Here is a 25,760-nt window from a genome sequence, read left to right as displayed (position 1 = left end):
GCGGGAGGGGAGGTCCTGCGGCCGCCCCGGAGCCCGAGCGCCGTCCGGCCGGGACACGCGGTGCGCGGCCCGGCCGGACGGCTGTGGCGGGTGGGGCGAGCAGGGGGGACGGAGCGGGGCTCAGGAGCTCAGTGGACGTTCGCCACCGGCGCGTGCACCAGGTTGCGGTCGATGAGGAGCGTCCGGCCGCCGTGCTTCTCGCGGACGTTGCCCGCGTACTGGTGGACGCGCCGGCCGGTCCAGGCGCCGTCGCTCAGCGCCGGCTCCCTGGTGACCGAGGCGCGCACCCGCCACCGCGCGTACCAGATCGCCGCCGGCAGGTCGGCCGTCCCTGCGCGGCGCGCCGCCTCCATGTGCCGCACGCCGTGGTCGGCGCTGCTGTAGAAGCCCGGCACGTAGCCGCGTTCGCGCACCTCGCGGTTCCAGCCGCGGACGAAGAGGAGCGTCGAACGGGCGCACTTCTTGTTCCGGTGGTCGTACGCCTCCATGTCGAGGTAGAGCGCGCTGCCCGCGCCGATGGCCAGCCGGCCCGCCGCGCGCACCGCGTCGCGCCCCTCGGCCCGCCCCTGCTTCCAGGGGTGGCCTCCCATGCGCACCTGCCTCTTGTGCGCCGCCCGCACGCACGGCGACTGCGAGCCCACGTACAGCGGGAGCACCCGCCAGCCCTGCGCCGTGACCGAGCGCACCCAGCCGCGGCTCAGCTGCTTCTGCTCCTTGCAGGCCCGGCCCCGGCCGCCGAAGTAGACGCCGACGCCGCGGTAGGGCGAGGACAGCCACCGGCGCATGGTGTCCTTCGACGGCGCCCGGCAGGTGTCGAAGGCTCTGCCCTTGAAGACGGGCGCCGCGGCCTCCGCCGGGGCCGCAGCCGCGGGACCGGCTCCGGCCGTCGCGGGCGACGCGCCCGTGACCAGCAGGAGCAGTACGAATCCGAGTCCGAGGAGCGCCCGTGGGCGCTGCAGCCAACGCATGGGCCGAGTGAACGTTCTTTCCCGGGCGGAGGGGTGCGGACACGCGCCGTGCGCGGCCGCGTTCATCCGTACGCCTCCGCAAGAGCCCTCGATCGTGGGACGAGGACCCCCGCCTCCCGGACGCGCGTCCGCGCGGCGGCGCCGCAGCACCGCCGCGCGGACGGATCACCCCTTCCTCCCCTCCCTCCGTGTCTCCCTCCCTCCGTGTCCCCCTCCGTCCCGTTCCCCCGGGGACGGACGGGCCGCCGGGAGCCGGACCCCGGCGGCCCGGGCTCATCAGGGCTCCAGGCTCACCACAGCTCGGAGAAGTTGATGGCGACGGTCCGGTCCGACTGGTCGATGGCCGTGAACCCGGAGCCGTTCACCTGGGCCGAGTTGTTCTCGTTCGACGCCCCGGCACCGATCGCCTGCTGCTGGACGGTCGACGAGTTGCCGTTGTTGACGCCCGCGCCGCTGCCGGCGACGGTCGCGACCCCGGCGTTCGATCCGCCGCCCGCGACGGCTCCGTTGTCGGCGGTCGCGACGCCGGCGAAGAGGGCTGCCACCAGGGGCAGGGCGGCCACGGCGGCGACGGTGCGGGCGGTACGGATGCTTGCCATGTGGATTCCTCCAGGAACCGGAAGTACGGACCGGTGGGCACCGGTCGAGTACGGCTGGTGCCGGGGCGGTTGGCCGACCGGTCCGGCGGTGATCGCGACGTCGCGAGTCCAGAGTTGCCCAGCCCGGCCCCGCGAACCACCCCGCAAGCCGCGATTCGCTCGCACGCGTGATGACATGTCGATAAACCCTTTTCGACGCAAGACGTGCCAGTTCAGGACGTCAGGCACACCTCATTCCGTACGCCGCAAAAGAAGAATCGTTCCGCCACTTTTTCGCCACCTTGCCCCGGGACCACCGGCACTCTTCCTTTTTTCGAACACACGTACGAGCATGGAGGCATGGCCACCACCGACCGGCAGGCCACGACCCTGGCCCTCGCGCACGCCCTGTCCGCGGCCGAACGCGGACTCGCCGTCATCCCGCTGTCCCGGACCAAACTCCCCGCGATCCGCTCACCGCACCGCGACGACCCCGAGCCCGCCGGCCCGCCCTGCCGGGGCGAGTGCGGCCGCTTCGGCCACGGCGTGTACGACGCGTCGGCCGACCCGCAGCGCATCCGCGCCCTCTTCGCCGCCGCCGGCCGGGCCACGGGCTACGGCATCGCGTGCGGACTGCCCCCGCACCACCTCGTCGGCATCGACCTCGACACCAAGTCGGGCGCCGACTCCTCGGCGGCCCTGCGCGAACTGGCGCTGCGCCACCTGTTCACGATCCCCGACACCGTGGTCGTCCTGACGCCCAGCGGCGGCCGGCACATCTGGCTCACGGGCCCGCCCGACGTGGTGGTGCCCAACTCCGCGGGGCGGCTGGCGCCCGGCATCGACATCCGCGGCGCGGGCGGCTACCTCGTCGGCCCCGGCTCCCGCACCGAGCACGGCGTCTACAGCGCGGCCCCCGGCACCGCCCACCTGGCCCCGGCTCCCTGCCCGCCGGCCCTGCTGCGCCTGCTCCTGCCCCCGCCCCGCACGCCCCGCACCGCGTCCGCGCCGGCGGGCGGCCGGCACGGCGAGGGCCTGGTCCAGTTCGTCCTCGCCGCCCACGAGGGCCAGCGCAACACCCGCCTGTTCTGGGCGGCCTGCCGCGCCTACGAGGACGGCATCGGCCCCTCCCTGGCCCCCGCCCTGATCGACGCGGCCCTGCGCGCCGGCCTCACCGACCGCGAGGCCCGCTCCACCGTCGCCTCGGCGGCCCGTATGACGGGCCATCAGCCGTAGGTCCCCCGGCCGCAGAGACGAGAGCCCCCGACCGGTCCTGCCGGTCGGGGGCTCTCGAACCCGCGGTGGGTGTGGGATTTGAACCCACGGTGACTCGCGCCACGACGGTTTTCAAGACCGTTCCCTTAGGCCGCTCGGGCAACCCACCCCGCGCCGTCCGCGGGCGGCGCGGGGACAAGAGTAACGGGTCAGCTGTCGCCCTCGCGCTGGCCCAGGGTCACCTCGGCCGTACGGGTCCTGCCGTCGCGGGTGTAGGTGATCTTGACCTTGTCGCCGGGCTCGTGGGTCCAGATCTCACCGATCAGGGTCGGACCGCTGTCGATCACCCGGTCGTCGAGCTTGGTGATCACGTCTCCGGGCCGGAGGCCGGCCTTGTCCGCGGGCCCGTCCGGGGTCACCGCGTCCGAGCCGCTCGCGCCCTGCTCGGTGATCTTCGCGCCGCCCGTGCCCTCCTCCAGGGAGACCGAGGCGCCGATCACCGGGTAGACCGGCTTGCCGGTCCTGATCAGCTGCTGCGCGACGTTCTTCGCCTGGTTGATCGGGATGGCGAAGCCGAGGCCGATCGAACCGGACTGGCTGGTGCCGCCGAGGCCGCCGCTGCCGGTGGACTGGATGGCGGAGTTGATGCCGATCACCGCGCCGCCGGCGTCCAGGAGCGGGCCGCCGGAGTTGCCCGGGTTGATCGAGGCGTCCGTCTGCAGGGCGCTCATGTACGAGGCCTTGCTGCCGCCGCCGTCGCTGGAGGCCACCGGGCGGTTCTTGGCGCTGATGATGCCCGTGGTCACCGTGTTCGACAGGCCGAAGGGCGCGCCGATGGCGATCGTGGCGTCGCCGACGGCCACCTTGTCGGAGTCGCCGAGGGCGAGCGGCTCGAGGTCCGAGGGCGCGTTCTCCAGCTTGATGACCGCGACGTCGTAGCCCTGGGCGTTCCCTATCACCTCGGCGTCGTACTTCTTGCCGTCCGGGAAGGTCGCCGTGACCTTGCCGCCGTCGACGGCCTCCGCCACCACGTGGTTGTTGGTGAGGATGTGGCCCTGCTTGTCGAAGACGAAGCCGGTGCCCGTGCCGCCCTCGCCGCTGCTGCTCTCGGCCTCGATGGTGACCGTGCTCGGCAGCGCCTTCGCCGCGACGCCCGCGATGGTGCCCGCGGCGCGCCGCACGTCGCCGCCGCTCTGCGAGGCGGAGACCGTCGTGGACCCGCCGGCGTCGTCGTTGCGCTCGGCCGCCCAGTAGCCGATGCCGCCGCCCACGCCGCCCGCGACCAGCGCGGCCACCAGGATCGCCGCGACCAGGCCGCCGCGCCGCCGTCCGCCGGGCTTGTGCGCGGGCGGCTCCGGGACGGTGCCCCAGCCGCCGCCCTGACCGTCGCCGCCGCCCGCGTACGACGGGGCGGCCGGCGGGGGCGGGGGCGGCCAGTCGCCGGGCTCGGCGCCGGAGGCGGCGCCGTACCCCTGGCCCGGGGCGGACGCGGGCTCCGCTCCGGGGGCCGCCCCGTGCGCGGGGGACGCCTGCTCCGGGTACGCGGAAGCAGCGGGAGCGTCCACCGGCACGGGAGGTGCGGACGGGGCCGGAGGTACCGCGGTGCCCTCGTTCTCGGTGCTCACAGCTCTTCCTCTCGAATCACGGCTGTCCCTTCGGTCCGCGCCGGTCCGCGCCGCCCGTGGGCGTGGGGCCGGCACGACCCGGTGGTACGTGCGCGGGTTGTACGCCTGCAGTTGTATGCCGTCAGCTTTTCCCACAAGACGTCAGGGCGCCATAAGCGGTGCCTGTGGGTCCGGAACCATCCTTTATATAGGACTGGTCCGGCAAACCGGCCATCACTTGAGAAGCTTTCGTCCCACGCCTACCCCCGCGCGGTGGCACCATGACGCGGTGACCCACGTACGACAGCACTCGCCCCAGGTGGTGGCGCACCGCGGAGCGTCCGAAGAGGCTCCCGAGCACACCCTGGCCGCGTACGAGAAGGCGATCGAGGACGGGGCCGACGCGCTGGAGTGCGACGTGCGGCTGACCGCGGACGGCCAGCTCGTCTGCGTGCACGACCGGCGCGTCGACCGCACGTCCAACGGCCGGGGCGCGGTCTCCGCCCTGGAACTCGCCGACCTGGCCGCCCTGGACTTCGGCTCCTGGAAGAACGCCGAGGAGGCCCCCGACCGGGAGGCCCCGCACTCCGTGCTGACCCTGGAGCGGCTGCTGGAACTCGTCGCCGACGCAGGCCGCCGCGTCGAGCTGGCCGTCGAGACCAAGCACCCCACGCGCTGGGCGGGCCAGGTCGAGGAGCGCCTGCTGCTCCTGCTGAAGCGCTTCGGCCTGGACGCCCCGGAGTCGGCCGGGGAGTCGCAGGTGCGGATCATGAGCTTCTCGGCGCGCTCCCTGCACCGGGTCCACGCCGCGTCGCCGACCCTGCCCACCGTCTACCTGATGCAGTTCGTCTCGCCGCGGCTGCGCGACGGACGGCTGCCCGCGGGGGTGCGGATCGCCGGCCCGTCCCTGCGCATCGTGCGCAGCCACCCCGCGTACGTCGAGCGCCTGAAGGGCGCGGGCCACCAGGTGCACGTGTGGACGGTGAACGAGCCGCGGGACGTGGACCTGTGCGCCGGTCTCGGCGTGGACGCCATCATCACCAACCGGCCGCGTGCGGTCCTGGACCGGCTGGGCCGCTGAGCCGCCGGCCCCGGGGCCGTACGCGCCGGACCGCGGGCGACGCCCGTCCGGTGACGGGGTGTGCACCGGCGCGTTCGCTCCGTGAAGGGACGTGTCGAGTGCATCACCGGCCGTCTACTGGCCGGTTTCCCGCTCAGCCGGGGAGGGCATCCACACCGTGGCGTGGGGCGAAGGAGGTCTCGGGGGTGGCGTTTGTGGTGGCACAGGTGGTGCCCACGTCGTCGAGCATGGCCGTGCCCCATGGCCCTGCGGGCGTGGGGAAGGCGAGACGCCGGATGCGGGCGCAGCTGCGCTCCGGCGGTGTCGCGGAGGCGGTCGTCGACGACGCCGTACTGATTCTCTCGGAGCTGCTCAGCAACGCCTGCCGGCACGGCAGACCGCTGGGCGACGCCCTGGCCGGCGACGGCGACGTCCGTGCCGCGTGGCGGGTGGACCCGGCCGGCGGGCTGACGGTCGAGGTGACGGACGGCGGTGGTCCGACCCGCCCGGTTCCGTCCAAGCCCTCGGTCACCGCGCACGGCGGCCGCGGGCTGAACATCATCACGGCACTGGCCGACGACTGGGGCGTCCGGGACGACGACCGCGGCGAGGTCACGGTGTGGGCGGTCGTGCGCAAGAACGCGTGCAACGGCCGCCGGCGGGACGGCCTCGCCGCGCGCGTGAGGGCGCCGGCCGTCCCGGCCCTGCCCGGTCTCGACCTCCGGGACGCCTTCGACGGCCTGGACTGAGGCGCCCCCGCGGACGGGCCGGACGGACCGGCCGCGGCGCCGTGTTCACGGGGATCCCTTCCGGCCCGGTACGAGCGGCTAGGCTCGCGCCCGTACGAGACGAGCCGTAACCGGGAGAAACCCACGATGGCCAAGAAGCGACCCCAGACGAAGGCCGGGCAGCCGCGGAGGAGCGGCGCAGGCGCCGACGGAACCGTCCCGGTCGTGGGCGCCCGGGAGCCCTGCCCCTGCGGCAGCGGCCGCCGCTACAAGGCCTGCCACGGCCGCGCCGCCGCGCACGCCGCCACCGAACTGGTGCAGCGCCCGTTCGAGGGCCTGCCGGGCGAGGGGGACTGGGTCGCGCTGCGCGAGCTGGTGCCCGCCGCCACCGTCGAGCTGACGCTGAAGGACGGCCTCCCCGAGGGCGTGCCCTCCGTCACGCTCGCCACCGTCCTGCCGATGGCCTGGCCGGCGCTGCGCCGCGACGACGGCTCGGTCCTGCTCGGCCTGCAGAACGACACCGCCTCCGGCGACATCAGCCGCGACCTGGCGGACACGCTGCGGCGGGCGCTCACCGCCGAGCCCGGCACGCCGGTGCAGGGCCGCCGCGCCCCGGCCGACGGCCCGCGGCTGCAGGACCTGCTCGACCCCGAGGGCGCCTTCGAGCCGGTCGTGCACGAGGGCTTCGAGTTCTGGGTCCCGGACGCGGAGAACGCCACCGCGGAGGTGACCGCCTCCCTGGAGCGGGCCAACGCGGCGGCCATCCCGACGGCGAAGCTCGCGGGCGTCGACGCGGCGTACTGGTGCGAGACCCCCGACAAGAACCACCTGCGCTGGGTCATGCCGTACCCCGAGGAGCGACTTCTGGACGCACTGGCACGGCTGCACGCCGCGGGGCAGTCGTCCCTCGGCGAGGGCACCCGCCTGGTGGGTTCCTTCCGTGCGCACGGCCTCACCGTGCCGGTCTGGGACCTGCCGACGGGAATGTCGGCGGAGGACGTGGAGAAGCCGGCGGCCGCGTTCGCCGAGCGGCTCGCGGGGGCGCTCGACACGGATGCGCCCCTCACCGCGGACGAGCGGAGGGCGCGCGGCGGCCTCACCAACCGGCAGGTCACGCTGAGTTGAGCCGGGTGGTCCCCGGACGGGACCGGCCGCCCGGCCGGCCGTCCGGGGAGCGCTCCGCAGGGGTGACTCCTGTCACAACTCGCCGTGCTGACAGGGAAATCGGTGTCCGAATAGCCGAGATCGAATTTGCGAACCGCCGATCTCTTGTTACCGTTCCCATAGCCCGGTTGCTGGTGCATCCCCCGTCGCCAGCAACCGGGTCTTTTCATGCCCGCGTGCGCGCCCCGGGGACCCGGCCGCACCGTCCGCCCGCGGAGCGCGGACCTCAACTGCCCGCGCCGGAGGGCGAGTTGCTCCCCGAGCGCAGCAGCATCGGCCCGTCCGCGCCCGCGGCCCGCGCGAACTCCGCGACCGCCGTGTACGCCTCCGAAGCCGCCGTCGTGCGCTCCCGCGGCGTCTCGCACACCCCCGGCTCGTCGTCCGCGTCCAGGGCGCAGTGCAGTTGGACGGTGTGGCCGCGAGGCGCCATGAGGCTCAGGACGGCGCTCAGGTCCTCGCCGGTCGTGTTGCGGTAGTAGGTGCGCGCCCAGGTGCCGTTCCCCCGGGTCAGGACGCAGGTCTGCGCCTCGACACCCTCGGGGGAGGAGAGTTCGGGGCCGCAGCGGGCGGTGGCGGCCGCACTCAGGCCGGACAGCAGGGACGAGCGGCCGAGCTGCGACGCGGAGTCCTCGGCGGGAGCACCGGAGCCGTCACCGGAGGCGTCCGCGTCGCCGGACCGCCCCCCGACGGCCTCGCCGTCGCCGTCGGCCGATGCGGCGTCCGGCCGTGCGGCGTCCGCCGGGGCGGAGCCGTCCGTCCGCCCGTCCGGGGTACTCGCGGACCGGTCGCCCAGGGACCCCGCGGACGCGACGGCGAGCGGGACGGCCGCCAGGAAGGCGACCGCGCCGGCCAGCGCCAGGAGGCGGACGCCTCGGGGGTCCGGCCGACCGGACGATGAGGGCGAAGAGGGCGCACGCGCCCCGGGAAAACGCAGCATAAAAGGGACGATAACGAGCAAGCGCGGGCATCCGGCCCGGCGCGCGCCCGGCACCCCTACAACTCGGGCGCGCTCACACCCGTATGAGTGAGGGCGTCGACCACGGCGTCGACGACGGCCTCCACGTCCGGCACCCAGGGGGCGGCGGAGCCGGGCAGCGGCGCCCGCTCCCAGCGGACCTGGCCCTGGCCGGTCTCGGACGGGGGCAGCGCGAGGTAGCCGCCCTCACCGTGGAAGCGCAGCGAGCCGGGCACGAAGTCCTTGGCGTACAGCAGCTCGCCGAGCTGCTCCATCGAGTACGGCGCCACGAGCAGCGCCCAGCGGGAGGAGGTGGCCACGACCGGTCCCAGGCGCATGCCCCTGCGGTCGAGGGCGTGCAGCGCGCGGGAGGCCGCCAGGGCCGGCAGGCTCACCGCGCACGGGGCGCTGCCGCCGGTGGCCAGCACCACGGGCGCCGCCGGACGGTTGGTCCACCACCAGCGCACCATGCGCTCGTCCGTGGTGGCCGCGAGCAGGCCCGGGTCGAAGGGATGGGCGCCCGGCACCGCGCACTCGGGGTCCGGGCACGCGCAGCGGGCCTTCCCCTGCGGGTCCGGTGCCACTCCGGGCAGTACGGGCCACTGCCACTCGGTCGCGAACGTCAGGGCCGCGCCGAGCATCTCGGGCCCCCCGCCGTTCCGCCGGGACAGGAGCCTGCGTCGCCTTCCGAGGATCTCGCGCATGAGCGCTCGTTCCTTTCCGTTGCACGCCTGGCAACACCGAGGACCACATCACACCAAGTGTCGATCACTGCACTGTGCATACCTGCTGGCGCATCACACCCCCGTCGAAGACAGGGGAAACCCCTATGGGCCGAACATCGGCTGCGTCCGCGTCCATACTGCGACTGTCGAAAGCATGGGCATGGCGTGGGGTGGCGGCGTCTGGCGTTTGCCGTCCCGCGTGTGTCTCGCCGCCTCCGCCACGGGAGGATGGGGCACGGTCGTCGGTGGTTAAGACGCCCGGGTCCGTCACCAGGTTCCGGGCGACGTCAACCACCCCTGGCCTTCACCGAGTACGTACCCACCACGACCGTTGTAACGCTCTGTGGAACAAGGTCAGTCGACCGCAATACACCGCCACCCGAGGCACTTTTTGGCCAACTTCTCCACTTGGCACAAGTCTCTCGGACACCAGGAATCCCGGCAGGACAATGCTGGACATCTCCTCACGAGTCCGTGTACATGTGGAGACACCGCTAGCGGCGCAGAATGACATGGGGGTTTGCGATGCTATCGAGTGATACGCACCGGGCGGAAAGTCCGTCGCCATGAACGCCCCTCACCTTCCGAAAGTGGCCGGAATCGATCCCACTGTTCCGCCACCCGCACACACTGTCCCGCCCGCGCCCGTGGCCACGGGAGGCGTCCCGGCCCCCACCGGACCCGGCCCGGGCGTCGTCCTCCAGGACCGCCTCGCCGGCTGGGTCTCGGACCTCACGACCCTGCACGAGCTCACCGAACGGCTGGTCCGCGCGGTGTCCCTGGACGACGCGGCCGCCGAGCTGCTGCGGGCCGGCTCCGCCCTCGTCGGCGCCCGGCGCGGCCTCGTGGTGCTGGAGCCCGCCGACGGCCTCGGCCCCGCCACCACCACCGGACTCGGCCTGGGCAGGGCCGATCTCGGCCACATCGAGACCGTGCCGCGCAGCGCCACCTCCTACGGCCGGATCCTGGACGGACTGCCCGGCGGCGAGAACGGCATCGCCCAGCCCGACCTGCTCTCCGAGGACGGGCTCGACCCGCGCCACCGCGAGGTCGCGGCCCGCCTGGGCTACGCCGCGAGCTACGCGCTCCCCCTGGGCACCGAGGCGGCCGGCCGGCTGGGCGCGGCCGTGTGGCTCTACGACGAGCCCGCCGAGCCGTCCGAGCGGCAGCGGCACCTCGTGGGCCTCTACACCCGGTTCGCCTCCGAGCACCTGGGCCGCCTCCTCGAGCAGGAGCGCACGCGGACGGCCGCGGCGAGCCTCGCGGAGGAGCTGCTGCCCTCGCGGCTGCCCCGGGTCCCCGGCGTCCGGCTCGCCGTCGGGCACCGCACCGGCCCGCGCGGCGGCGGCGACTGGTACGACGCGCTGCCGCTGCCGGACGGCGCGCTCGGCCTCTCCGTCGGGTCCGTCACCGGGTCGGGGCCGAGCGCGGTCGCCGCGATGGGACGGCTGCGGGCCTCGCTGCGGGCGTACGCGGTGATGGAGGGCGAGGACCCCGTCGCGGTCCTGTCCGACCTCGAACTGCTGCTCCGGCTGACCGAGCCGGCGCGGTCCGCCACCGCCCTCTTCGCGTACTGCGAGCCCGCCCTCGGGAAGATCACGCTGGCCGGTGCCGGGCACTGCCCGCCGCTGGTGGTGGGCGACCGGCGCACCGAGTTCGTGGAGACCTCGCTGTCCGCGCCGCTCACCATGCTGGCCTGCTGGGAGGCGCCGAGCGTGGAGCTGCGCGCGGAGCCGGGCGAGACCGTGCTGCTCTACACCGACGGCGTGCTGCGCCGCACCGGCCTGCCCATGGACCGCGCCTTCGCCCGGCTGCACGCGGCCGCCGCGAGCGTGCCGAGGTCCCTGCGCGACGACGCCGCGGCCGTCGTCGGCCACGTGCTGCGCTCGGTGCTGCCCGACGGGCCCGGCGACGCCGGCAGCGACGAGGACGTGGTGGTGCTGGCGGCCCACTTCGAGTGAGCACGGCCCGCGGCGCGTGGCCGGGACCCCGTCCCGGGTGCGCCGTGAGCGGCCGTCCGGGCACGCCGTGTAACAGGTCCTCCGGCCCTGGGCCCCCTTCCGTACGACCGTACGATGGAGGAGGCCCAGCGCCGTACCAAGGAGGATGACCGTGGCGGAAGAGCTCTCGGAGAACCCGGAGACCCCGGAGACCACCGAAGACGAGCCGATCAAGCAGCGCAAGAACGGCCTGTACCCGGGCGTGTCCGACGAGCTCGCCGAGAACATGCGGTCCGGCTGGGCCGACACCGAACTGCACGGCCTGGAGCCGGTCCCCCAGGCGGAGCGGACCGCCGAGCGCCGCGCCGCGCTGTCGGCGCGCTTCCCCGGCGAGCGCCTCGTCGTCCCCGCGGGCAACCTGAAGACCCGCTCGAACGACACGGAGTACCCCTTCCGCGCCTCCGTCGAGTACGCCTACCTCACCGGCAACCTCACCGAGGACGGCGTCCTGGTCCTGGAGCCGAAGGACGGCGGCCACGACGCCACGCTCTACCTGCTGCCGCGCTCCGACCGGGAGAACGGCGAGTTCTGGCTCTCCGGCCAGGGCGAGCTGTGGGTGGGCCGCCGCCACTCGCTGGCCGAGGCCGAGCAGCTGTACGGCATCCCCGCCTCCGACGTGCGCGAGCTGGCCGACCGGCTGCGCGAGGCCACCGGCCCGGTCCGCGTCGTGCGTGGCTACGACGCCGGCGTCGAGGCGGCGCTGACCGACAAGGTCACCGCCGAGCGCGACGAGGAGCTGCGGGTCTTCCTCTCCGAGGCCCGCCTGGTCAAGGACGAGTTCGAGGTCGGCGAGCTGCAGAAGGCCGTCGACTCCACCGTGCGCGGCTTCGAGGACGTGGTGAAGGTCCTCGACAGGGCCGAGGCGACGAGCGAGCGCTACGTCGAGGGCACGTTCTTCCTGCGCGCCCGCGTGGAGGGCAACGACGTCGGCTACGGCACCATCGCCGCCGCCGGACCGCACGCCTGCACGCTGCACTGGGTGCGCAACGACGGCCCCGTGCGCTCCGGCGACCTGCTCCTGCTGGACGCGGGCGTGGAGACGCACACCCTCTACACCGCCGACGTCACGCGCACGCTGCCGGTCAACGGCGCGTACAGCGAGATCCAGAAGAAGATCTACGACGCCGTGTACGAGGCGCAGGAGGCCGGCATCGCGGCCGTGCGGCCGGGGGCGAAGTACCGCGACTTCCACGACGCCGCGCAGCGGGTGCTCACCGAGAAGCTCGTCGAGTGGGGCCTGGTCGAGGGCCCGGTCGAGCGCGTCCTGGAGCTGGGCCTGCAGCGCCGCTGGACCCTGCACGGCACCGGTCACATGCTCGGCATGGACGTCCACGACTGCGCGGCCGCGCGGGTCGAGGCGTACGTGGACGGCACGCTGGAGCCCGGCATGGTGCTCACGGTCGAGCCGGGCCTGTACTTCCAGGCCGACGACCTGACCGTGCCGGAGGAGTACCGGGGCATCGGCGTCCGCATCGAGGACGACATCCTCGTCACCGAGGACGGCAACCGGAACCTGTCGGCCGGGCTGCCGCGCCGGTCCGACGAGGTCGAGGCGTGGATGGCCCGCCTGAAGGGCTGACGCGCCGACGGCGGTTCCCGGGGGCTGAAAAGCGCTCCTCCAGGGACTGTTTCGAGACGGACGGCCGGGTGCTCGCGCGAGCGCCCGGCCGTCCGTGCGTGCGGGCGCTCCCGGGGCGGTAACGGCCGGTCCACCGGGTCGGCGGACCGCGTACGGGACCCGGCGTCGCTCACATCGCCAGCAGCGGTGCGTCCTCGCGCCACTTGAGGATCTTGTCGAAGCTGACCACGGCGCCGCCCGCGCCCGGGTCGTTTCCGATGTGCACGTGGTCGGCGAGCTCCTGGATCAGGCACAGGCCCCGGCCGTGCTCGGCCTCGCCGGGAGCGGGACGCAGGACCGGGCGGCCGCGTCCCGCGGGAAAGCCGGGCCCCGAGTCGGTCACCTCGATCCGGCACTTCTCGCCGTCCAGGTAGGCCGTGACCCGGTAGCCCTCGGGGCGTTCCCCGTAGCCGCCCGCGCCGCCGTGCTCGACGGCGTTCGCGCAGGCCTCGCTGAGGGCGACGGAGAGGTCGTAGGAGATCTCGGGGTCCACGCCCGCGGTCTCCATCGCGCCGAGGAGCAGCCGCCTGGCCAGGGGCACGCTCGCGGCGTCGCGTCGCAGATGGAGGGACCACCAGATGCTCATGCTCCAGCCTCCTGGCCGCGGCTCGACATACCGTTACGTATTGCCACGGGTGGCTGAACGTAAGCGCGGAGTTGACGTGATGCCGCCCGAACGGCCGATGCGCGCCACCCCCGTCCGGTGTATGCGGAGCGAGCCGGGCGAAAGGCGACCTTCCGCTCGTAGCGCACCTTGTGGACCTGCCGTACCGGGCGGGCGGGACCGGTGCGATGATGGGTCCGCCATGACTGCCTCCCCCCAGCGCACACGCTCCGGACGGGACGTCCGGATCCTGCGGGCCGCGGTGTTCTCCGCGGTCTGCGTCGCGCTGGCCGCCACGGGGCACGCACTGGCCTCCTGCGCCTCCGTCCCGCTGTGGGCGGTCGGCACCGGGTTCCTCGCCGTCTTCGCCGTGGCCGTGCCGCTCGCCGGGCGCGAGCGCTCGCTGCGGGGCATCGCCGCCCTGCTCGCGGCCGGGCAGTCCGTGCTGCACGTCCTGTTCGGTCTCGGGCAGCACGGCATGGCCTCCTCCGCCGGCGGCGCCACGGCGTCCGCGGCGGACGTCTCCCTGGTCGCGCGCGCCGCGCGGCTCATGTGCGGGGCCCAGGCCTCGGCGCTCAGCCCCGAGCAGGCGCGGCGCATCCTCGCCGACGCCCGGGTCGGGACCGCCGCGGAGCACTCCGCGCACGGGGCGGCGGACGCCCTGTCCACCACGGCCGGTGCCTCCGTACCGGTGCTCCCCTCGCTGCCCATGCTGCTCGGCCACGTCCTCGCGGCCGTCGCCGCCGGGTGGCTGCTGCGCCGCGGCGACCTCGCCCTGGTGCGCCTCGTCCGACTCGCGTCGGCCGGCGTCGCGGAGGGGACCGTGCTGTCCCTGCGCGGCGCGCTCGCCCTGGTCCGGGCCCTGCTGGCCGGGCTCCCCGGAGTACCCGGACCCGGCGCGCGGGCGGTGCGGCCCGCGCGGTCGCCACTGCCGGCGCCGCGGCCGGCCGCCCTCCAGCACACGGTGATCCGGCGCGGCCCGCCCGCGGCCGCCTGCGTCCTCGCCGCCTGACACGACGCGCCGCTCCACAGGGGGGTGCCGCGCTCGTGCGGCACGCGCGCGTGCCCGTGACCACCGGTGCGCGCACCCCGATCCGTCACCGAATCCGTGCTGGAAGTGGAGTGTCTCCCGTCATGAAGGTCTCCCGCATCGCCGCCGCCGGCGGCGTCGCCGCCTCGGCCGTCCTCGTCCTGTCCGCGCCCGCCTTCGCACACGTCGGCGTGGAGCCCGAGGGCGTGGCCGCCCAGGGCGGCTACGCCGTGATCGACTTCAAGGTCCCCAACGAGCGCGACAACGCCTCGACCACCAAGCTCGAGGTGGCCTTCCCCGCCGACCACCCCCTGGCCTCCGTCATGCCCGAGCCCGTGAACGGCTGGACGGCGAAGGTCACCAGGAGCAAGCTCGACAAGCCGCTGGAGCTGCACGGCCAGAAGATCGACGAGGCCGTCACCAAGGTCACCTGGACCGCCGACGGCAAGGGCATCGAGCCCGGCTTCTTCCAGAAGTTCCCGCTCTCCGTCGGCCAGCTGCCCGAGGACGCCGACGAACTGGTCTTCAAGGCGATCCAGACGTACGACAACAAGGAGGTCGTGCGCTGGATCGAGGTCCCGCAGAAGGGCGAGGAGGAGCCGGAGTACCCGGCGCCCGTGCTCGCGCTCTCGGAGGCCGACGGGGACGCCCACGGCGCGTCGTCGAACGCCTCCGACGACGCCGAGGCCGCCGCCGCGGACACCGACGCCGACGACCGGGCCGCGGCCTCCGGCGACAGCAGCGACACCACGGCCCGCGTGCTCGCCGTCGTGGGCATCGTCGTCGGCGTGGCCGGCGTCGCGTTCGGCGTGCTGGCCGGCCGCCGGCGCACCGCCGCCTGACCGGCACCCGTACTTCCACCCGGTGTGCGCCGGCGCCACGTGGCCCCGGTGCACACCGGAGCACTCACATCTGGGACATTTTTCCATGCGCAAGAAGACATACGCCGCGGCTGCCCTGCTCGCGGCCTCCCTGCTGACCCTCTCCGCCTGCGGCAGCGGCGGGGACGGGAACACCCCCGTCGCCGAGGTCTCCGCCGAGGAGGGCACCACGAAGGCCGCGACGGTCCTCGACCGGCCCTTCGAGAAGCCGGACCTCGTGCTCACCGACACCCACGGCGAGAAGTACGACCTCCGCAAGGAGACCGAGGGCAGGCCGACGCTGATCTACTTCGGCTACACCAACTGCCCGGACGTCTGCCCGCTGACGATGAACAACCTCGCCGTCGCCAAGAAGCAGCTGCCGAAGGCGGAGCAGGACGAGCTCCGCGTCGTGTTCGTCACCACCGACCCGGAGCGGGACACCCCGGCCGCGCTCGGCAAGTGGCTCAAGGGCATCGATCCCGACGTGATCGGCCTGAGCGGCGACTTCGACACCATCCAGGCGGGCGCCCGCACGCTCGGCATCTCCATCGACCCGCCGGAGAAGGACAAGGACGGCAAGGTCGTCTCGACGCACGGCACGCAGGTCATCGCGTTCTCGCCGAAGACCGACGCCGGCTACGTGCTGTACAACGAGGACGCCACCGTCGACGACTACACCAGGGACCTCCCGAAGATCGTCGAGGGGGCCACCCCGTGAGGCGTCGCGCCGCGGTCTGCGCGGCGGTGCTCCTGGCCGCCGCGCCGGTCCTCACCGGCTGCGGCGCGGACTCCGGCGGCGCGGCCGACCTGTCGGTCCGCGCCTCGTACATGCCGCAGCCGATGTCGGACACCATGGCGGCCGGCTTCCTCACCGTCGTCAACGACGGCGGCGAGGACGACGAGCTGTCCTCCGTCACCAGCGACCTCGCCGGCGAGGTCACCATCCACAGGACCGTGGACGGGCGCATGGAGGAGGTCGACCGCCTCGACGTCCCCGCGCACGGCGAAGTCGTGCTGGAGAGCGGCGGCGACCATCTGATGTTCGAGAAGCTGGAGCGCAGGCCGACGGAGGGCGAGAAGGTCTCCGTCACCCTGCACTTCGCCGGGTCCGGGACGATCGAGGTCGAGATGCCCGTGAAGTCCGCGACCTACCGGCCGACGTCCGCACACCACTGAGGAAGGGCACGCGCATGCGATCCGTCGCTCCCCGCCTTCGGGCTCTGTTGCTGCTGCTCCTCGCGGTCACCGCGGCGCTCGTCGCCGGTGCCGCGCCCGCCTCGGCGCACGCCGCGCTGACCGGGAGCGATCCGCAGCAGGGAGCGGTGGTCGACAAGGCTCCCACCCAGGTGTCGCTGACCTTCTCCGAGAAGGTGGCGCTGTCCGAGGGGTCGGTGCGCGTGCTCGACCCCAAGGGCGAGCGCGTCGACACCGGCGCGCCGCTCGACCTGGGCGGCGACTCCTACGGCGTGAAGCTGCACGCGGGCCTGCCCGACGGCACCTTCACCGTGATGTACCAGGTGGTGTCGGCGGACAGCCACCCCGTCTCCGGCGCCTTCACCTTCTCCGTGGGCGCGCCCTCGAAGACGTCGGTCTCGCTGCCCGACCGGGAGGCGGGCGGCGGTGTCGTGGGCCGGCTCTACGACACCGCCCGCTACCTCTCGTACGCGGGCTTCGTCCTGCTGGTCGGCGGGGCCGCCTTCGTGCTGGCCTGCTGGCCGCGGGGGGCGGGCGTCCGCGCGGTGCAGCGGCTCGTGGTCTCCGGCTGGCTCGCGCTGACCGCGGCCACGCTCGCCCTGCTGCTGATGCGCGGCTCCTACACCGGCTCGGGCGAGGTCGCGGACATCTTCGACCTGTCCCTGCTCGGCACCGTGCTGCAGACCAAGCCCGGCGCCGCGCTGGTCTCCCGGCTGCTGCTGCTCGCCGCCGGCGCCCTGTTCGTCGCCGTGCTCTTCGGGGCGTACCAGAAGCGCGAGGACGACGAGGAGAGGCGCGACCTCGCCTTCGGTCTGGCGATCGGCGGGGCGGTCGTGGCGGCGGGGCTGGCCGCGACCTGGGCGATGGCCGAGCACGCCTCGTCCGGGCTCCAGGCGGGTGTGGCCATGCCCGTCGACGTGGTGCACCTGCTGGCCGTCGCGGCCTGGCTCGGCGGCCTGGCCGCGCTGCTGGTCGCCCTGTACCGGGTGCCGGACATCGAGGCCGCGGCGGTGCGCCGGTTCTCCGCGGTGGCGTTCGGCAGCGTCGTCGCGCTGACCGTCACGGGCGTCTACCAGTCGTGGCGGCAGGTCGGCAGCTGGTCGGCGCTGACCGGCACGGCGTACGGGCGCCTGCTGATCGCCAAGGTGGTGCTGGTCGGCGTGCTCGTCGGCCTGGCCTGGTTCTCCCGGCGCTGGACGGGCCGGCTGACCGACGCGGCCGTGTCCGGGGCCGCGGTCGTGCGCCAGCGCGCGAGGAAGGAGAAGGAGAGGGAGCCGGCGGTCGCGCGCGGCGGCGGGGACGACCGGCGCGCCGCCCAGCTGGCGCGGCAGCGGGCCGCCGTGGCGAGCGCGCGGGAGAAGAAGCTGCGCGACGCCGATCCGCACCGCTCCGGGCTGCGCCGCTCCGTGCTCATGGAGGCGGGGGTCGCGGTGGTGCTGCTGGCCGTCACCACCGTGCTGACCACCACCGAACCGGGGCGCACGGAGGAGGAGGCCAAGGCGGCCACCTCGGCCTCGGCGTCGACGGGGCAGACCGGCACCGTGACCCTGGACATCCCGTTCGACACCGGCGGCCAGGACGGCAAGGGCGTCGTACGGCTCGACCTCGACCCGGCCCGCACCGGCAGCAACGAGATGCACGTCTACGTGGAGCGCCCGGACGGCAGGGCCTTCGACGTCCCCGAGCTGAAGGTCGCCTTTACGCTCGATGCCGAGGACCTCGGCCCGCTGCCGGTGGTCCCCGACCGCATCGCCACCGGACACTGGACGGCGAGCGGGGTGCAGCTCCCCATGGCCGGCAAGTGGAAGGTCGCCGTGACCGTGCGGACCTCCGACATCGACCAAGTGACCGTCGACAAGAACGCGCAGATCGGCTGAACCAGGCATGCCCGACCGACCCTCCGACCGCACTCCTCCGCAGACCCCGTCCGATGCCGCCGCCTCGCCCGGCCCGAAGAATTCGTCCGGCTCGAAGACCTCGTCCGGCCCGAAGAACTCGTCGAGCCTGAAGACCTCGTCCGGCCCCGATGCCTCGTCCGGGTCGGCCGGGACCGGCCGCCCGCCGGCCGCCGGCGCTCCGTCCGCCAGGGGCGTCACACGGCGGCGGCTGCTCGGCACGGCCGGGGCGACCGGTCTCGCGCTCGGCGCGGCGGGCGGCGCCGCCGGGTACGCGGCGGCGCCGCAGCCGGACAGAGCACAGCTCCTGACCGCGCTGGGCGCACAGGAGGAGATGTTTCACGGGAAACATCAGCCCGGCATCACCACCGCGCTGCAGTCCCGGGGCCATCTCGTCGCCTTCGACCTGGCGGCGGGCGCAGGACGCAAGGAGGCGGCGGCCCTGCTGCGCCGCTGGTCCGCGACGGCCCGGCGGCTGATGGCGGGCGAGGCCGCCGCGCACGACGACACGGACGTCGCCCGGGACGCCGGGCCCTCGTCCCTCACGGTCACGTTCGGCTTCGGGCACAGCTTCTTCGCGAGGACGGGGCTGGAGAAGCAGCGGCCGGTCGCCCTGGACCCGCTGCCCGACTTCTCCTCCGACCATCTCGACAAGGCGCGCAGCGACGGCGACCTGTGGGTGCAGATCGGCGCGAACGACGCCCTGGTGGCCTTCCACGCGCTGCGCGCCCTGCAGAAGGACGCGGGGTCGGCGGCCCGGGTGCGCTGGCAGATGAACGGCTTCAACCGCTCGCCCGGCGCCACCGACCGGCCCCTGACCACCCGCAACCTGATGGGCCAGGTCGACGGCACGCGCAACCCGAAGCCGTCCGAGTCCGACTTCGAGAAGCGGGTCTTCGTACCCGACGACGGCGATCCGGCGTGGATGGCGGGCGGCTCCTACGTCGTCGTCCGCCGCATCCGGATGCTCCTCGACGACTGGGAGAAGCTCTCGGTCGCCGACCAGGAGGACGTCATCGGGCGCAAGAAGTCCACCGGCGCCCCGCTGAGCGGGGGCGGCGAGACCACCGAGATGGACCTGGAGAAGACGGACGCCGAGGGCCGGCTGGTCGTGCCGGTCAACGCGCACGCCCGCATCACCCGGCCCGACCAGAACGGGGGCGCCGCGATGCTGCGCCGCCCGTTCTCCTTCCACGACGGCTTCGACGCGGACGGCGTGCCCGACGCCGGGCTGCTCTTCATCTGCTGGCAGGCCGATCCGCTGCGCGGCTTCGTCCCGGTGCAGCGCAAGCTCGACCGGGGCGACGCGCTGTCGCCGTTCATCCGCCACGAGGCGAGCGGCCTGTTCGCGGTGCCGGGCGGCGCGGCGCAGGGGGAGTACGTGGGGCAGCGGCTGCTGGAGGGCTGACGGCGCCCGCGGGCTCCACCGGCCGACGGCTCCGGTCCCGTACGGCCGACGGCGGCTCCGGTCCCGGCCGCGGCCGGTGGCGCTCCGGTCCGCGCCGTGGCCGGGACATGGGGGGTGGGCGGGGCCGGCGGGGCGGACGCGTGCACCGGGCGCCCTACGGGCCCACTAGGGTGAGGCCATGCCAGCCAGCTACGCGTATCTCGGCCCCGAGGGAACCTTCACCGAAGTCGCCCTGCGGACGCTCCCCGAGACGGCCACCCGGCAGCTCGTCCCCATGGTGTCGGTGCCCGCCGCGCTCGACGCGGTCCGCACCGGTGAGGCGGAGGCCGCCTTCGTCCCGATCGAGAACTCGGTGGAGGGCGGCATCACCACCACGCTGGACGAGCTGGTCGCCGGCGAGCCGCTCATGATCTACCGCGAGGTGCTGCTGTCGATCACCTTCGCGCTGCTGGTCAGGCCGGGTACGCAGCTGTCGGGCATCAAGACCGTGACCGCGCATCCGGCCGCGCAGCCGCAGGTGCGCAACTGGCTGAAGGCGCATCTGCCGGACGCGGTGTGGGAGTCGGCCGCCTCGAACGCGGACGGCGCCCGGCTGGTCCAGGAGGGCCGCTACGACGCGGCCTTCGCGGGCGAGTTCGCGGCGGCGCGCTACGGCCTGGAGGCGCTGGAGACCGGCATCCACGACGCGGAGAACGCGCAGACGCGGTTCGTCCTGGTGGGCAAGCCGGCCCGGCCCGCCGCCCCGACCGGCGCGGACAAGACGTCCGTGGTCGTCTGGCAGCGCGACGACCACCCCGGCGCCCTGCTGGAGATCCTCCAGGAGTTCGCGGTGCGCGGCGTCAACCTGATGCTGCTGCAGTCCCGGCCGACCGGCGAGGGCATCGGCAACTACTGCTTCGCGATCGACGCCGAGGGCCACGTCAGCGACCGGCGGGTGGGCGAGGCGCTGACGGGTCTGAAGCGGATGTGCCCGCAGGTGCGCTTCCTCGGGTCCTATCCGCGGGCCGAGGTCGACCCGGCGGACGTGCGACCGCCGCGGGTGGGTACGTCCGACGGCGAGTTCGCGGCGGCCTCGGACTGGCTGGCGCGCTGCCTCGACGGCCGTTTCTGACCGGAGCGTGACCGCTTCGCCGGGCTCGGCCGGCCCGACCGGGTCCGTCCGGCGACCGCTTCCGGTCGGTGTTACCAGCAGATTTTTCGTTGTCCACAGAAGTTATCCACAGGCATCCTTCTCGACCTGGGGACAAGTCGACAACACAGTGCGGCAAGGTCGACAAATCACTCCAGAGGCGGCAACTCCGACCGCAGCCTCCGGCCACCCCTCTTGTCCACTGTTTCCCCCGTCTCCACTCTTTGGAGTGACTGTATTCCACTCTTAAGTGGGTGTAAGTGAGTTTTGTCCCGGGAGAGGGGCGGCCTGTGCATGGCCTCCCTAATGATCACTTCCCCCGTCCACAGATATTCCGCACAGCCTGTGGATAACTTTCGGCGCGGTGTGGATTTCTGTGGACAGACACAGGCCCAAGTGCCGCTCTCCACAAGGGAATCGAGTCAACACCCCTTTCTCTCATCCCCCATTCCAGGTAGCCGACCGTTTTTATTGACACGCGCCGCATATATCGCAAAAGGCGCAGAAGACACGGCCGGGAATATCGGGTCGTGACCCGCGAGCGCGCACCGGTAGCCTTGACACGTGATTGACCTTCGCCTGCTCCGTGAGGACCCCGACCGTGTGCGCGCCTCCCAGCGCGCCCGTGGAGAGGACGTCGCGCTCGTCGACGCCCTCCTCTCCGCCGACGAGCGGCGCAGGTCGTCCGGCGTCCGCTTCGACGAACTCCGCTCCGAGCAGAGGACGCTCGGCAAGCAGATCCCCAAGGCCGCCGGCGACGAGAAGGCCGAGCTGCTGAAGAGGGCGAGCCAGCTCGCCGCCGACGTCAAGGCGGCCGACGCCGAGCGGGACGCGGCCGCGGCCGAGACCCAGGAGCTGCTCCTCCAGCTCGGCAACCTCGTCCACCCCGACGTCCCCGTCGGCGGCGAGGAGGACTTCGTCACGCTGGAGACGCACGGCACGATCCGCGACTTCGCGGCCGAGGGCTTCGAGCCCAAGGACCACATGGAGCTCGGGCGGTCGCTCGGCGCGATCGACGTCGAGCGCGGCGCCAAGGTCTCCGGCTCGCGCTTCTACTTCCTCACCGGCATCGGCGCGCTCCTGGAGCTCGCGCTGGTGAACGCGGCGATCGCGCAGGCCACCGCCGCCGGCTTCACGCCGATGCTCACGCCCGCGCTGGTCCGCCCGCAGTCGATGGCCGGCACCGGCTTCCTCGGCCAGGCCGCGCAGGACGTCTACCACCTGGACAAGGACGACCTGTACCTGGTGGGTACGTCCGAGGTGCCGCTGGCCGCGTACCACATGGACGAGATCATCGAGGCCGACCGGCTGCCGCTGCGGTACGCGGGCTTCTCGCCCTGCTTCCGCCGCGAGGCCGGCTCGCACGGCAAGGACACCAAGGGCATCTTCCGTGTCCACCAGTTCGACAAGGTCGAGATGTTCTCGTACGTCGCGCCGGAGGACGCCCAGGCCGAGCACAAGCGGCTGCTGGAGTGGGAGAAGCAGTGGCTGACCTCGCTGGAGCTGCCGTTCCGCGTCATCGACGTGGCGTCGGCCGACCTCGGCGCCTCGGCGGCCCGCAAGTTCGACTGCGAGGCGTGGATCCCGACCCAGGGCAAGTACCGCGAGCTGACCTCGACCTCGGACTGCGGCGAGTTCCAGTCGCGCCGGCTGTCGATCCGGGTGCGTGAGGGCAAGCAGGTCAGGCCGCTGGCGACGCTGAACGGCACGCTGTGCGCCGTACCGCGCACGATCGTGGCGATCCTGGAGAACCACCAGCAGGCCGACGGCTCCGTGCGGGTGCCCGAGGTGCTGCGTCCCTACCTCGGCGGGCGGGAAGTCCTGGAGCCGGCCGCCCGGTGACCGCCTCCGCTCCCGCCTTCCCGTACCGGCTCGTCGCGACCGACCTCGACGGCACGCTCCTGCGCTCCGACGACACGGTCTCGCAGCGCACCCGCGAGGCGCTCGCCGCGGCGAGCGCGGCGGGCGCCCTGCACATCGTCGTCACCGGCCGGGCCGTGCCGTGGACCCGGCACATACTGGACGGACTCGGCTACGACGGCATCGCCGTGTGCGGCCAGGGCGCCCAGGTGTACGACGCCGGGGCGCACCGGCTGCTGACGTCCGTCACCCTCGACCGGCAGCTGGCCGGCCTGGCCCTCTCCAAGATCGAGGCGGAGGTGGGACCGCTGGCGGTGGCCGCCAGCCGGGACGGCGTCGACGGCGACGTGCTGGTCGGCCCCGGCTACCGGGTGCAGGGGCTGCTGCAGGCCGTGCCGTTCACGGACGTCGCGGAGCTGTGGGCCGCGCCCCTGACCAAGATGTACATCCAGCACCCGGACCTCTCCGACGACGAGCTGGCGGAGGCGGCGCGGCAGGCCGCCGGCGGTCTGATCAGCGTGGTCATGGCGGGCGAGGGCATCGTGGAGATCCTGCCGCTGGGGCTGTCTAAGGCCACCGGCCTGTCGATCGCGGCCCGCAGGCTGGGCGTCAAGGCCGCCGAGACGATCGCCTTCGGCGACATGCCGAACGACATCCCGATGTTCGGCTGGGCCGGGCACGGCGTGGCGATGGCCAACGCCCACGACTCGCTCAAGGCCGTGGCCGACGAGGTGACCTCGTCCAACGAGGAGGACGGGATCGCGGTGGTGCTGGAGAGGCTGCTCGCGCAGGGCTGACCCACGCGACCGGCGCCGGCCTCCCGACGCCCGTCCGGTCCCCGTCCGTCGCGGACGGAGGCCGGGGCGGGAGGCCGGCGACGGACACCGGGGCCGGTGTCGGCACGGACAGACGACACGTACGCCACGGGGGCAGGACACGTATGTCGCCGGGCCGGGACACATACACCGCCGGCGCGAAGCACGTACGCCGCCGGGCCAGGGGCACATGCATGCCAAAACATGGGCGCCCGGGGCGACGGGCGCCGTCCTGGCGATCGCGGAGGATGCGCGGATCGAACGCGCGCGGGGACGACCCCGACCACGGCTCAGCAAGCCGGTGCCTTACCTCTCGGCCAATCCTCCGGGTGGGCGGCCCGCGCGAAGATCGCGCGCTCGAAGCGGCCGCCCCGGGCGGCTCCCGTGCGGGGCGGACTCGACGGAGGAGTGACTACTCCGGAATCCGCCGCGGGCCGCCCTGCCGGGAGCTCGACGAGCTGTTCGTACCGGACATCGTCGCGCTCCTCTCCCAGAAGGTGGCGCCGGTCCGACCGGCGGCGTGGACGTCACCACTGTGCCCGGGAGGCCGCTTTCGGCGCCACCGGATTAAGCGCGCCGCGGACGGACCGCCCCGCGCGTGCCCGCCCGGTGCGGGGCGCACGCGCGGGAGGCGGCCGTCCGCGGCCGGCGCGGGGCTCACTCCTCCCCGGCGAGCGTCAGCGACCGCAGCCGCTGGCCGGCGTACCAGGTGGCGGCCGCCGTGACCACGACGAGCAGCACCGCGGCGACCGGCAGGCTCACGTCCGAGGTGACGAGGTCGCCGCCCGTCACCTCGTGGGCCACGGAGAGGGCCCACTGCTGGACGCTGAGCGTGCGCGCGCCCGAGACCAGGCTCCCAAAGAGCGCCTCCCACACGAGGGCGTAGACGAGCCCGAACACCACGGCGTGCCGGGTGACCGTGCCCAGGAGCAGGAAGATCGCCGCGTAGGCGATGGAGGCGACGAGCGCGGCGACCGTGTACGCGACGGCCACCTGCTGCCCGTTGCCGTTCAGGATCAGGCCCGCGACCATCGTCGGGACGGCCGAGAAGACCATGGTCACGGCGATGGCGACGATCAGCTTGGTGAAGATGATCGTCGGCCGCTTGACCGGCTTGGACAGCAGGTACACCACCGAGCCGTCGTCGATCTCCGGTCCGATCGCGCCGGTGCCGGCGATGACGCCGATGATCGGCACCATGGTGGCGAGCGCGAAGCCGCCGAGCACGTCCGCGGCGACCTGGTCGTCGGTCCCCGCGAAGAACCGCACGGCCACGGAGATCACGATCAGCAGGACGGGCAGGGCGCCCAGGATGAGGGCCCGGCGGCGGCCGAGCAGGCCCCGGTAGGTGAGCCGGGCGACTGTGGGGTCGTACATCTTCGGCCTCCTACGCCGCGACCAGATACGAGAAGACGGACTCCAGGGACTCGTCGGACGGCGAGACCGTCAGCAGGCGGATGCCGTGCTCGCGAGCGACCCGCGGCAGCAGCGTGGTGAAGCGCCCGAAGTCGACGGCCTGGACGAGCAGGGCGTCCTCCTTCGGGTCCACCTCGATGCCCGACGTCGACGGGTCGGCGATCAGCGCGGCCGCGAGCGTGCGGTCGTCGCTGGAGCGCACGAGGTAACGGTGCGGCCGGTCGGTCATCAGCCGCCGGATGCGGCGGAAGTCGCCGCCGGCCGCGTGGCGCCCGGCGACGATCACCTCGATGTGCGCGGCGAGCTGTTCGACCTCTTCGAGGATGTGGGACGAGAACAGCACCGTGCGGCCCTCGCCGCCCATCCGCCGCAGCAGGTCCATCAGCTGCATGCGCTGGCGCGGGTCCATGCCGTTGAAGGGCTCGTCGAGCAGCAGCAGGGACGGGTCGTGGACCAGCGCGGACGCCATCTTCACGCGCTGCCGCATGCCCTTGGAGTACGTGGAGATCCGCCGGTCCTGCGCGTACTGCATCTCGACCGTGGCCAGCGCCCGGTCGGCGGCCTTCGCGCCGAGGCCGTGCAGCTCCGCGTTGGCGAGGACGAACTCACGCCCCGTCAGGACGTCGTACATCGCCTCGCGCTCGGGGACGATGCCGATGTGCCGGTAGATCTTCTCGTTGCGCCACACCGGCTGCCCGTCGAGGGTGACGGAGCCCGTGGAGGGGGAGAGGAAGCCGCCCATCATGTTGATGAGGGTGGACTTGCCGGCGCCGTTGGGGCCGAGCAGGCCGGTGACGCCGGGGCCGACCGTCATGGTGATGTCGTTGACGGCCACCACGTTGCCGAACCAGCGCGATACGTGATCGATCCGAAGAGTGCTCATGGGAGCGGCCTGTTCCTTGAGGGCTGGCGGTGGGCGGCGGAGGGAAAG

Annotated in this window: 23 protein-coding genes and 2 tRNA genes; 15 read left to right on the top strand and 10 right to left on the bottom strand. The window is 73.6% G+C overall.

Annotated features, from left to right (window positions below; translation table 11 throughout):
• Positions 1 to 128: 128 nt before the first annotated feature.
• Entirely contained in the window at positions 129 to 968 is an 840-nt protein-coding gene (locus IE271_RS19925; protein ID WP_190191709.1) for a glycoside hydrolase domain-containing protein, read from the bottom strand.
• Positions 969 to 1,258: 290 nt separating this feature from the next.
• Positions 1,259 to 1,567 (bottom strand): hypothetical protein, encoded by a 309-nt coding sequence (locus IE271_RS19920; RefSeq protein ID WP_190191708.1) that lies wholly within the window; start codon positions 1,565 to 1,567, stop codon positions 1,259 to 1,261.
• Between the two features lie 339 nt (positions 1,568 to 1,906).
• On the opposite strand from IE271_RS19920, the gene IE271_RS19915 reads away from it, so the two are divergent.
• The gene (locus IE271_RS19915; RefSeq protein WP_190191707.1) at positions 1,907 to 2,782 is read left to right on the top strand and encodes a bifunctional DNA primase/polymerase; all 876 of its coding nucleotides are present in this window, start codon (positions 1,907 to 1,909) and stop codon (positions 2,780 to 2,782) included.
• A gap of 63 nt (positions 2,783 to 2,845) precedes the next feature.
• Here the strand turns inward: IE271_RS19915 and IE271_RS19910 are convergent.
• Both IE271_RS19910 and IE271_RS19905 read right to left on the bottom strand, forming a co-directional pair.
• Positions 2,846 to 2,930: transfer RNA gene (locus tag IE271_RS19910), tRNA-Ser, on the bottom strand.
• A gap of 40 nt (positions 2,931 to 2,970) precedes the next feature.
• A complete protein-coding gene (locus IE271_RS19905) occupies positions 2,971 to 4,386 on the bottom strand; it encodes a S1C family serine protease (RefSeq protein ID WP_190191706.1) in 1,416 nt (471 codons plus the stop codon).
• 268 nt (positions 4,387 to 4,654) lie between these two features.
• On the opposite strand from IE271_RS19905, the gene IE271_RS19900 reads away from it, so the two are divergent.
• The 3 genes from IE271_RS19900 (at position 4,655) to IE271_RS19890 (ending at position 7,278) form a co-directional block, all read left to right on the top strand.
• Positions 4,655 to 5,446: a glycerophosphodiester phosphodiesterase gene (locus IE271_RS19900; protein WP_190191705.1), complete on the top strand. Its 792-nt coding sequence runs from the start codon at positions 4,655 to 4,657 to the stop codon at positions 5,444 to 5,446.
• Between the two features lie 185 nt (positions 5,447 to 5,631).
• A complete protein-coding gene (locus IE271_RS19895) occupies positions 5,632 to 6,174 on the top strand; it encodes an ATP-binding protein (protein ID WP_229919445.1) in 543 nt (180 codons plus the stop codon).
• 126 nt (positions 6,175 to 6,300) lie between these two features.
• Positions 6,301 to 7,278, top strand: coding sequence for a DUF5926 family protein (locus tag IE271_RS19890; protein WP_190191704.1), 978 nt, complete (start codon positions 6,301 to 6,303; stop codon positions 7,276 to 7,278).
• Positions 7,279 to 7,543: 265 nt separating this feature from the next.
• Here IE271_RS19890 and IE271_RS19885 read toward each other — a convergent pair whose 3' ends face one another.
• A complete protein-coding gene (locus IE271_RS19885) occupies positions 7,544 to 8,254 on the bottom strand; it encodes a hypothetical protein (RefSeq protein WP_229919444.1) in 711 nt (236 codons plus the stop codon).
• Between the two features lie 56 nt (positions 8,255 to 8,310).
• Positions 8,311 to 8,976 (bottom strand): bifunctional DNA primase/polymerase, encoded by a 666-nt coding sequence (locus IE271_RS19880; protein ID WP_190191703.1) that lies wholly within the window; start codon positions 8,974 to 8,976, stop codon positions 8,311 to 8,313.
• A 587-nt stretch (positions 8,977 to 9,563) separates the two neighbouring features.
• On the opposite strand from IE271_RS19880, the gene IE271_RS19875 reads away from it, so the two are divergent.
• Together IE271_RS19875 and IE271_RS19870 are read left to right on the top strand one after the other, a co-directional pair.
• Entirely contained in the window at positions 9,564 to 10,958 is a 1,395-nt protein-coding gene (locus tag IE271_RS19875) for a PP2C family protein-serine/threonine phosphatase (protein ID WP_190191702.1), read from the top strand.
• A gap of 151 nt (positions 10,959 to 11,109) precedes the next feature.
• Positions 11,110 to 12,576, top strand: coding sequence for an aminopeptidase P family protein (locus tag IE271_RS19870; RefSeq protein WP_190191701.1), 1,467 nt, complete (start codon positions 11,110 to 11,112; stop codon positions 12,574 to 12,576).
• A gap of 169 nt (positions 12,577 to 12,745) precedes the next feature.
• Here the strand turns inward: IE271_RS19870 and IE271_RS19865 are convergent, their stop codons facing one another.
• Positions 12,746 to 13,201, bottom strand: a complete 456-nt coding sequence (locus tag IE271_RS19865; RefSeq protein ID WP_190191700.1) for an ATP-binding protein — start codon at positions 13,199 to 13,201, stop codon at positions 12,746 to 12,748.
• Positions 13,202 to 13,421: 220 nt separating this feature from the next.
• On the opposite strand from IE271_RS19865, the gene IE271_RS19860 reads away from it, so the two are divergent.
• The 9 genes from IE271_RS19860 to IE271_RS19820 all read left to right on the top strand — a co-directional run bounded on the left by IE271_RS19860 (position 13,422) and on the right by IE271_RS19820 (position 23,395).
• Positions 13,422 to 14,231: a hypothetical protein gene (locus tag IE271_RS19860; protein WP_190191699.1), complete on the top strand. Its 810-nt coding sequence runs from the start codon at positions 13,422 to 13,424 to the stop codon at positions 14,229 to 14,231.
• A 122-nt stretch (positions 14,232 to 14,353) separates the two neighbouring features.
• A complete protein-coding gene (locus IE271_RS19855; protein ID WP_190191698.1) occupies positions 14,354 to 15,091 on the top strand; it encodes a YcnI family copper-binding membrane protein in 738 nt (245 codons plus the stop codon).
• Positions 15,092 to 15,176: 85 nt separating this feature from the next.
• The gene (locus IE271_RS19850) at positions 15,177 to 15,830 is read left to right on the top strand and encodes an SCO family protein (RefSeq protein ID WP_190191697.1); all 654 of its coding nucleotides are present in this window, start codon (positions 15,177 to 15,179) and stop codon (positions 15,828 to 15,830) included.
• Positions 15,827 to 16,288: a copper chaperone PCu(A)C gene (locus IE271_RS19845; RefSeq protein WP_190191696.1), complete on the top strand. Its 462-nt coding sequence runs from the start codon at positions 15,827 to 15,829 to the stop codon at positions 16,286 to 16,288. The genes IE271_RS19850 and IE271_RS19845 overlap by 4 nt, the downstream gene beginning before the upstream one ends.
• Before the next feature lie 14 nt (positions 16,289 to 16,302).
• On the top strand, positions 16,303 to 18,183 hold the full coding sequence (locus IE271_RS19840; RefSeq protein ID WP_190191695.1) for a copper resistance CopC/CopD family protein: 1,881 nt from the start codon (positions 16,303 to 16,305) through the stop codon (positions 18,181 to 18,183).
• A gap of 7 nt (positions 18,184 to 18,190) precedes the next feature.
• Positions 18,191 to 19,609 carry an iron uptake transporter deferrochelatase/peroxidase subunit gene (efeB, locus tag IE271_RS19835; protein WP_229919443.1) on the top strand — a complete coding sequence of 473 codons (1,419 nt, stop codon included), beginning with the start codon at positions 18,191 to 18,193 and terminating at the stop codon, positions 19,607 to 19,609.
• 178 nt (positions 19,610 to 19,787) lie between these two features.
• Entirely contained in the window at positions 19,788 to 20,720 is a 933-nt protein-coding gene (gene pheA, locus IE271_RS19830) for a prephenate dehydratase (RefSeq protein WP_190191694.1), read from the top strand.
• A gap of 582 nt (positions 20,721 to 21,302) precedes the next feature.
• The gene (serS, locus tag IE271_RS19825; protein ID WP_190191693.1) at positions 21,303 to 22,580 is read left to right on the top strand and encodes a serine--tRNA ligase; all 1,278 of its coding nucleotides are present in this window, start codon (positions 21,303 to 21,305) and stop codon (positions 22,578 to 22,580) included.
• A complete protein-coding gene (locus IE271_RS19820; RefSeq protein WP_190191692.1) occupies positions 22,577 to 23,395 on the top strand; it encodes an HAD family hydrolase in 819 nt (272 codons plus the stop codon). The genes serS and IE271_RS19820 overlap by 4 nt, the downstream gene beginning before the upstream one ends.
• A 260-nt stretch (positions 23,396 to 23,655) precedes the next feature.
• Here IE271_RS19820 and IE271_RS19815 read toward each other — a convergent pair.
• The 3 genes from IE271_RS19815 to IE271_RS19805 form a co-directional block, all read right to left on the bottom strand.
• Positions 23,656 to 23,740 (bottom strand) — tRNA-Ser (locus IE271_RS19815).
• Positions 23,741 to 24,070: 330 nt separating this feature from the next.
• Positions 24,071 to 24,790: an ABC transporter permease gene (locus tag IE271_RS19810; RefSeq protein ID WP_190191691.1), complete on the bottom strand. Its 720-nt coding sequence runs from the start codon at positions 24,788 to 24,790 to the stop codon at positions 24,071 to 24,073.
• Positions 24,791 to 24,800: 10 nt separating this feature from the next.
• The gene (locus IE271_RS19805; RefSeq protein ID WP_190191690.1) at positions 24,801 to 25,712 is read right to left on the bottom strand and encodes an ABC transporter ATP-binding protein; all 912 of its coding nucleotides are present in this window, start codon (positions 25,710 to 25,712) and stop codon (positions 24,801 to 24,803) included.
• Between the last annotated feature and the right edge of the window lie 48 nt (positions 25,713 to 25,760).

The organism is Streptomyces minutiscleroticus, from assembly GCF_014650875.1.
Lineage (GTDB): Bacteria > Actinomycetota > Actinomycetes > Streptomycetales > Streptomycetaceae > Streptomyces > Streptomyces minutiscleroticus.
The sequence above is the reverse complement of the archived record's forward strand: the minus strand, read 5'-3'. Positions and strand labels throughout refer to the sequence as shown.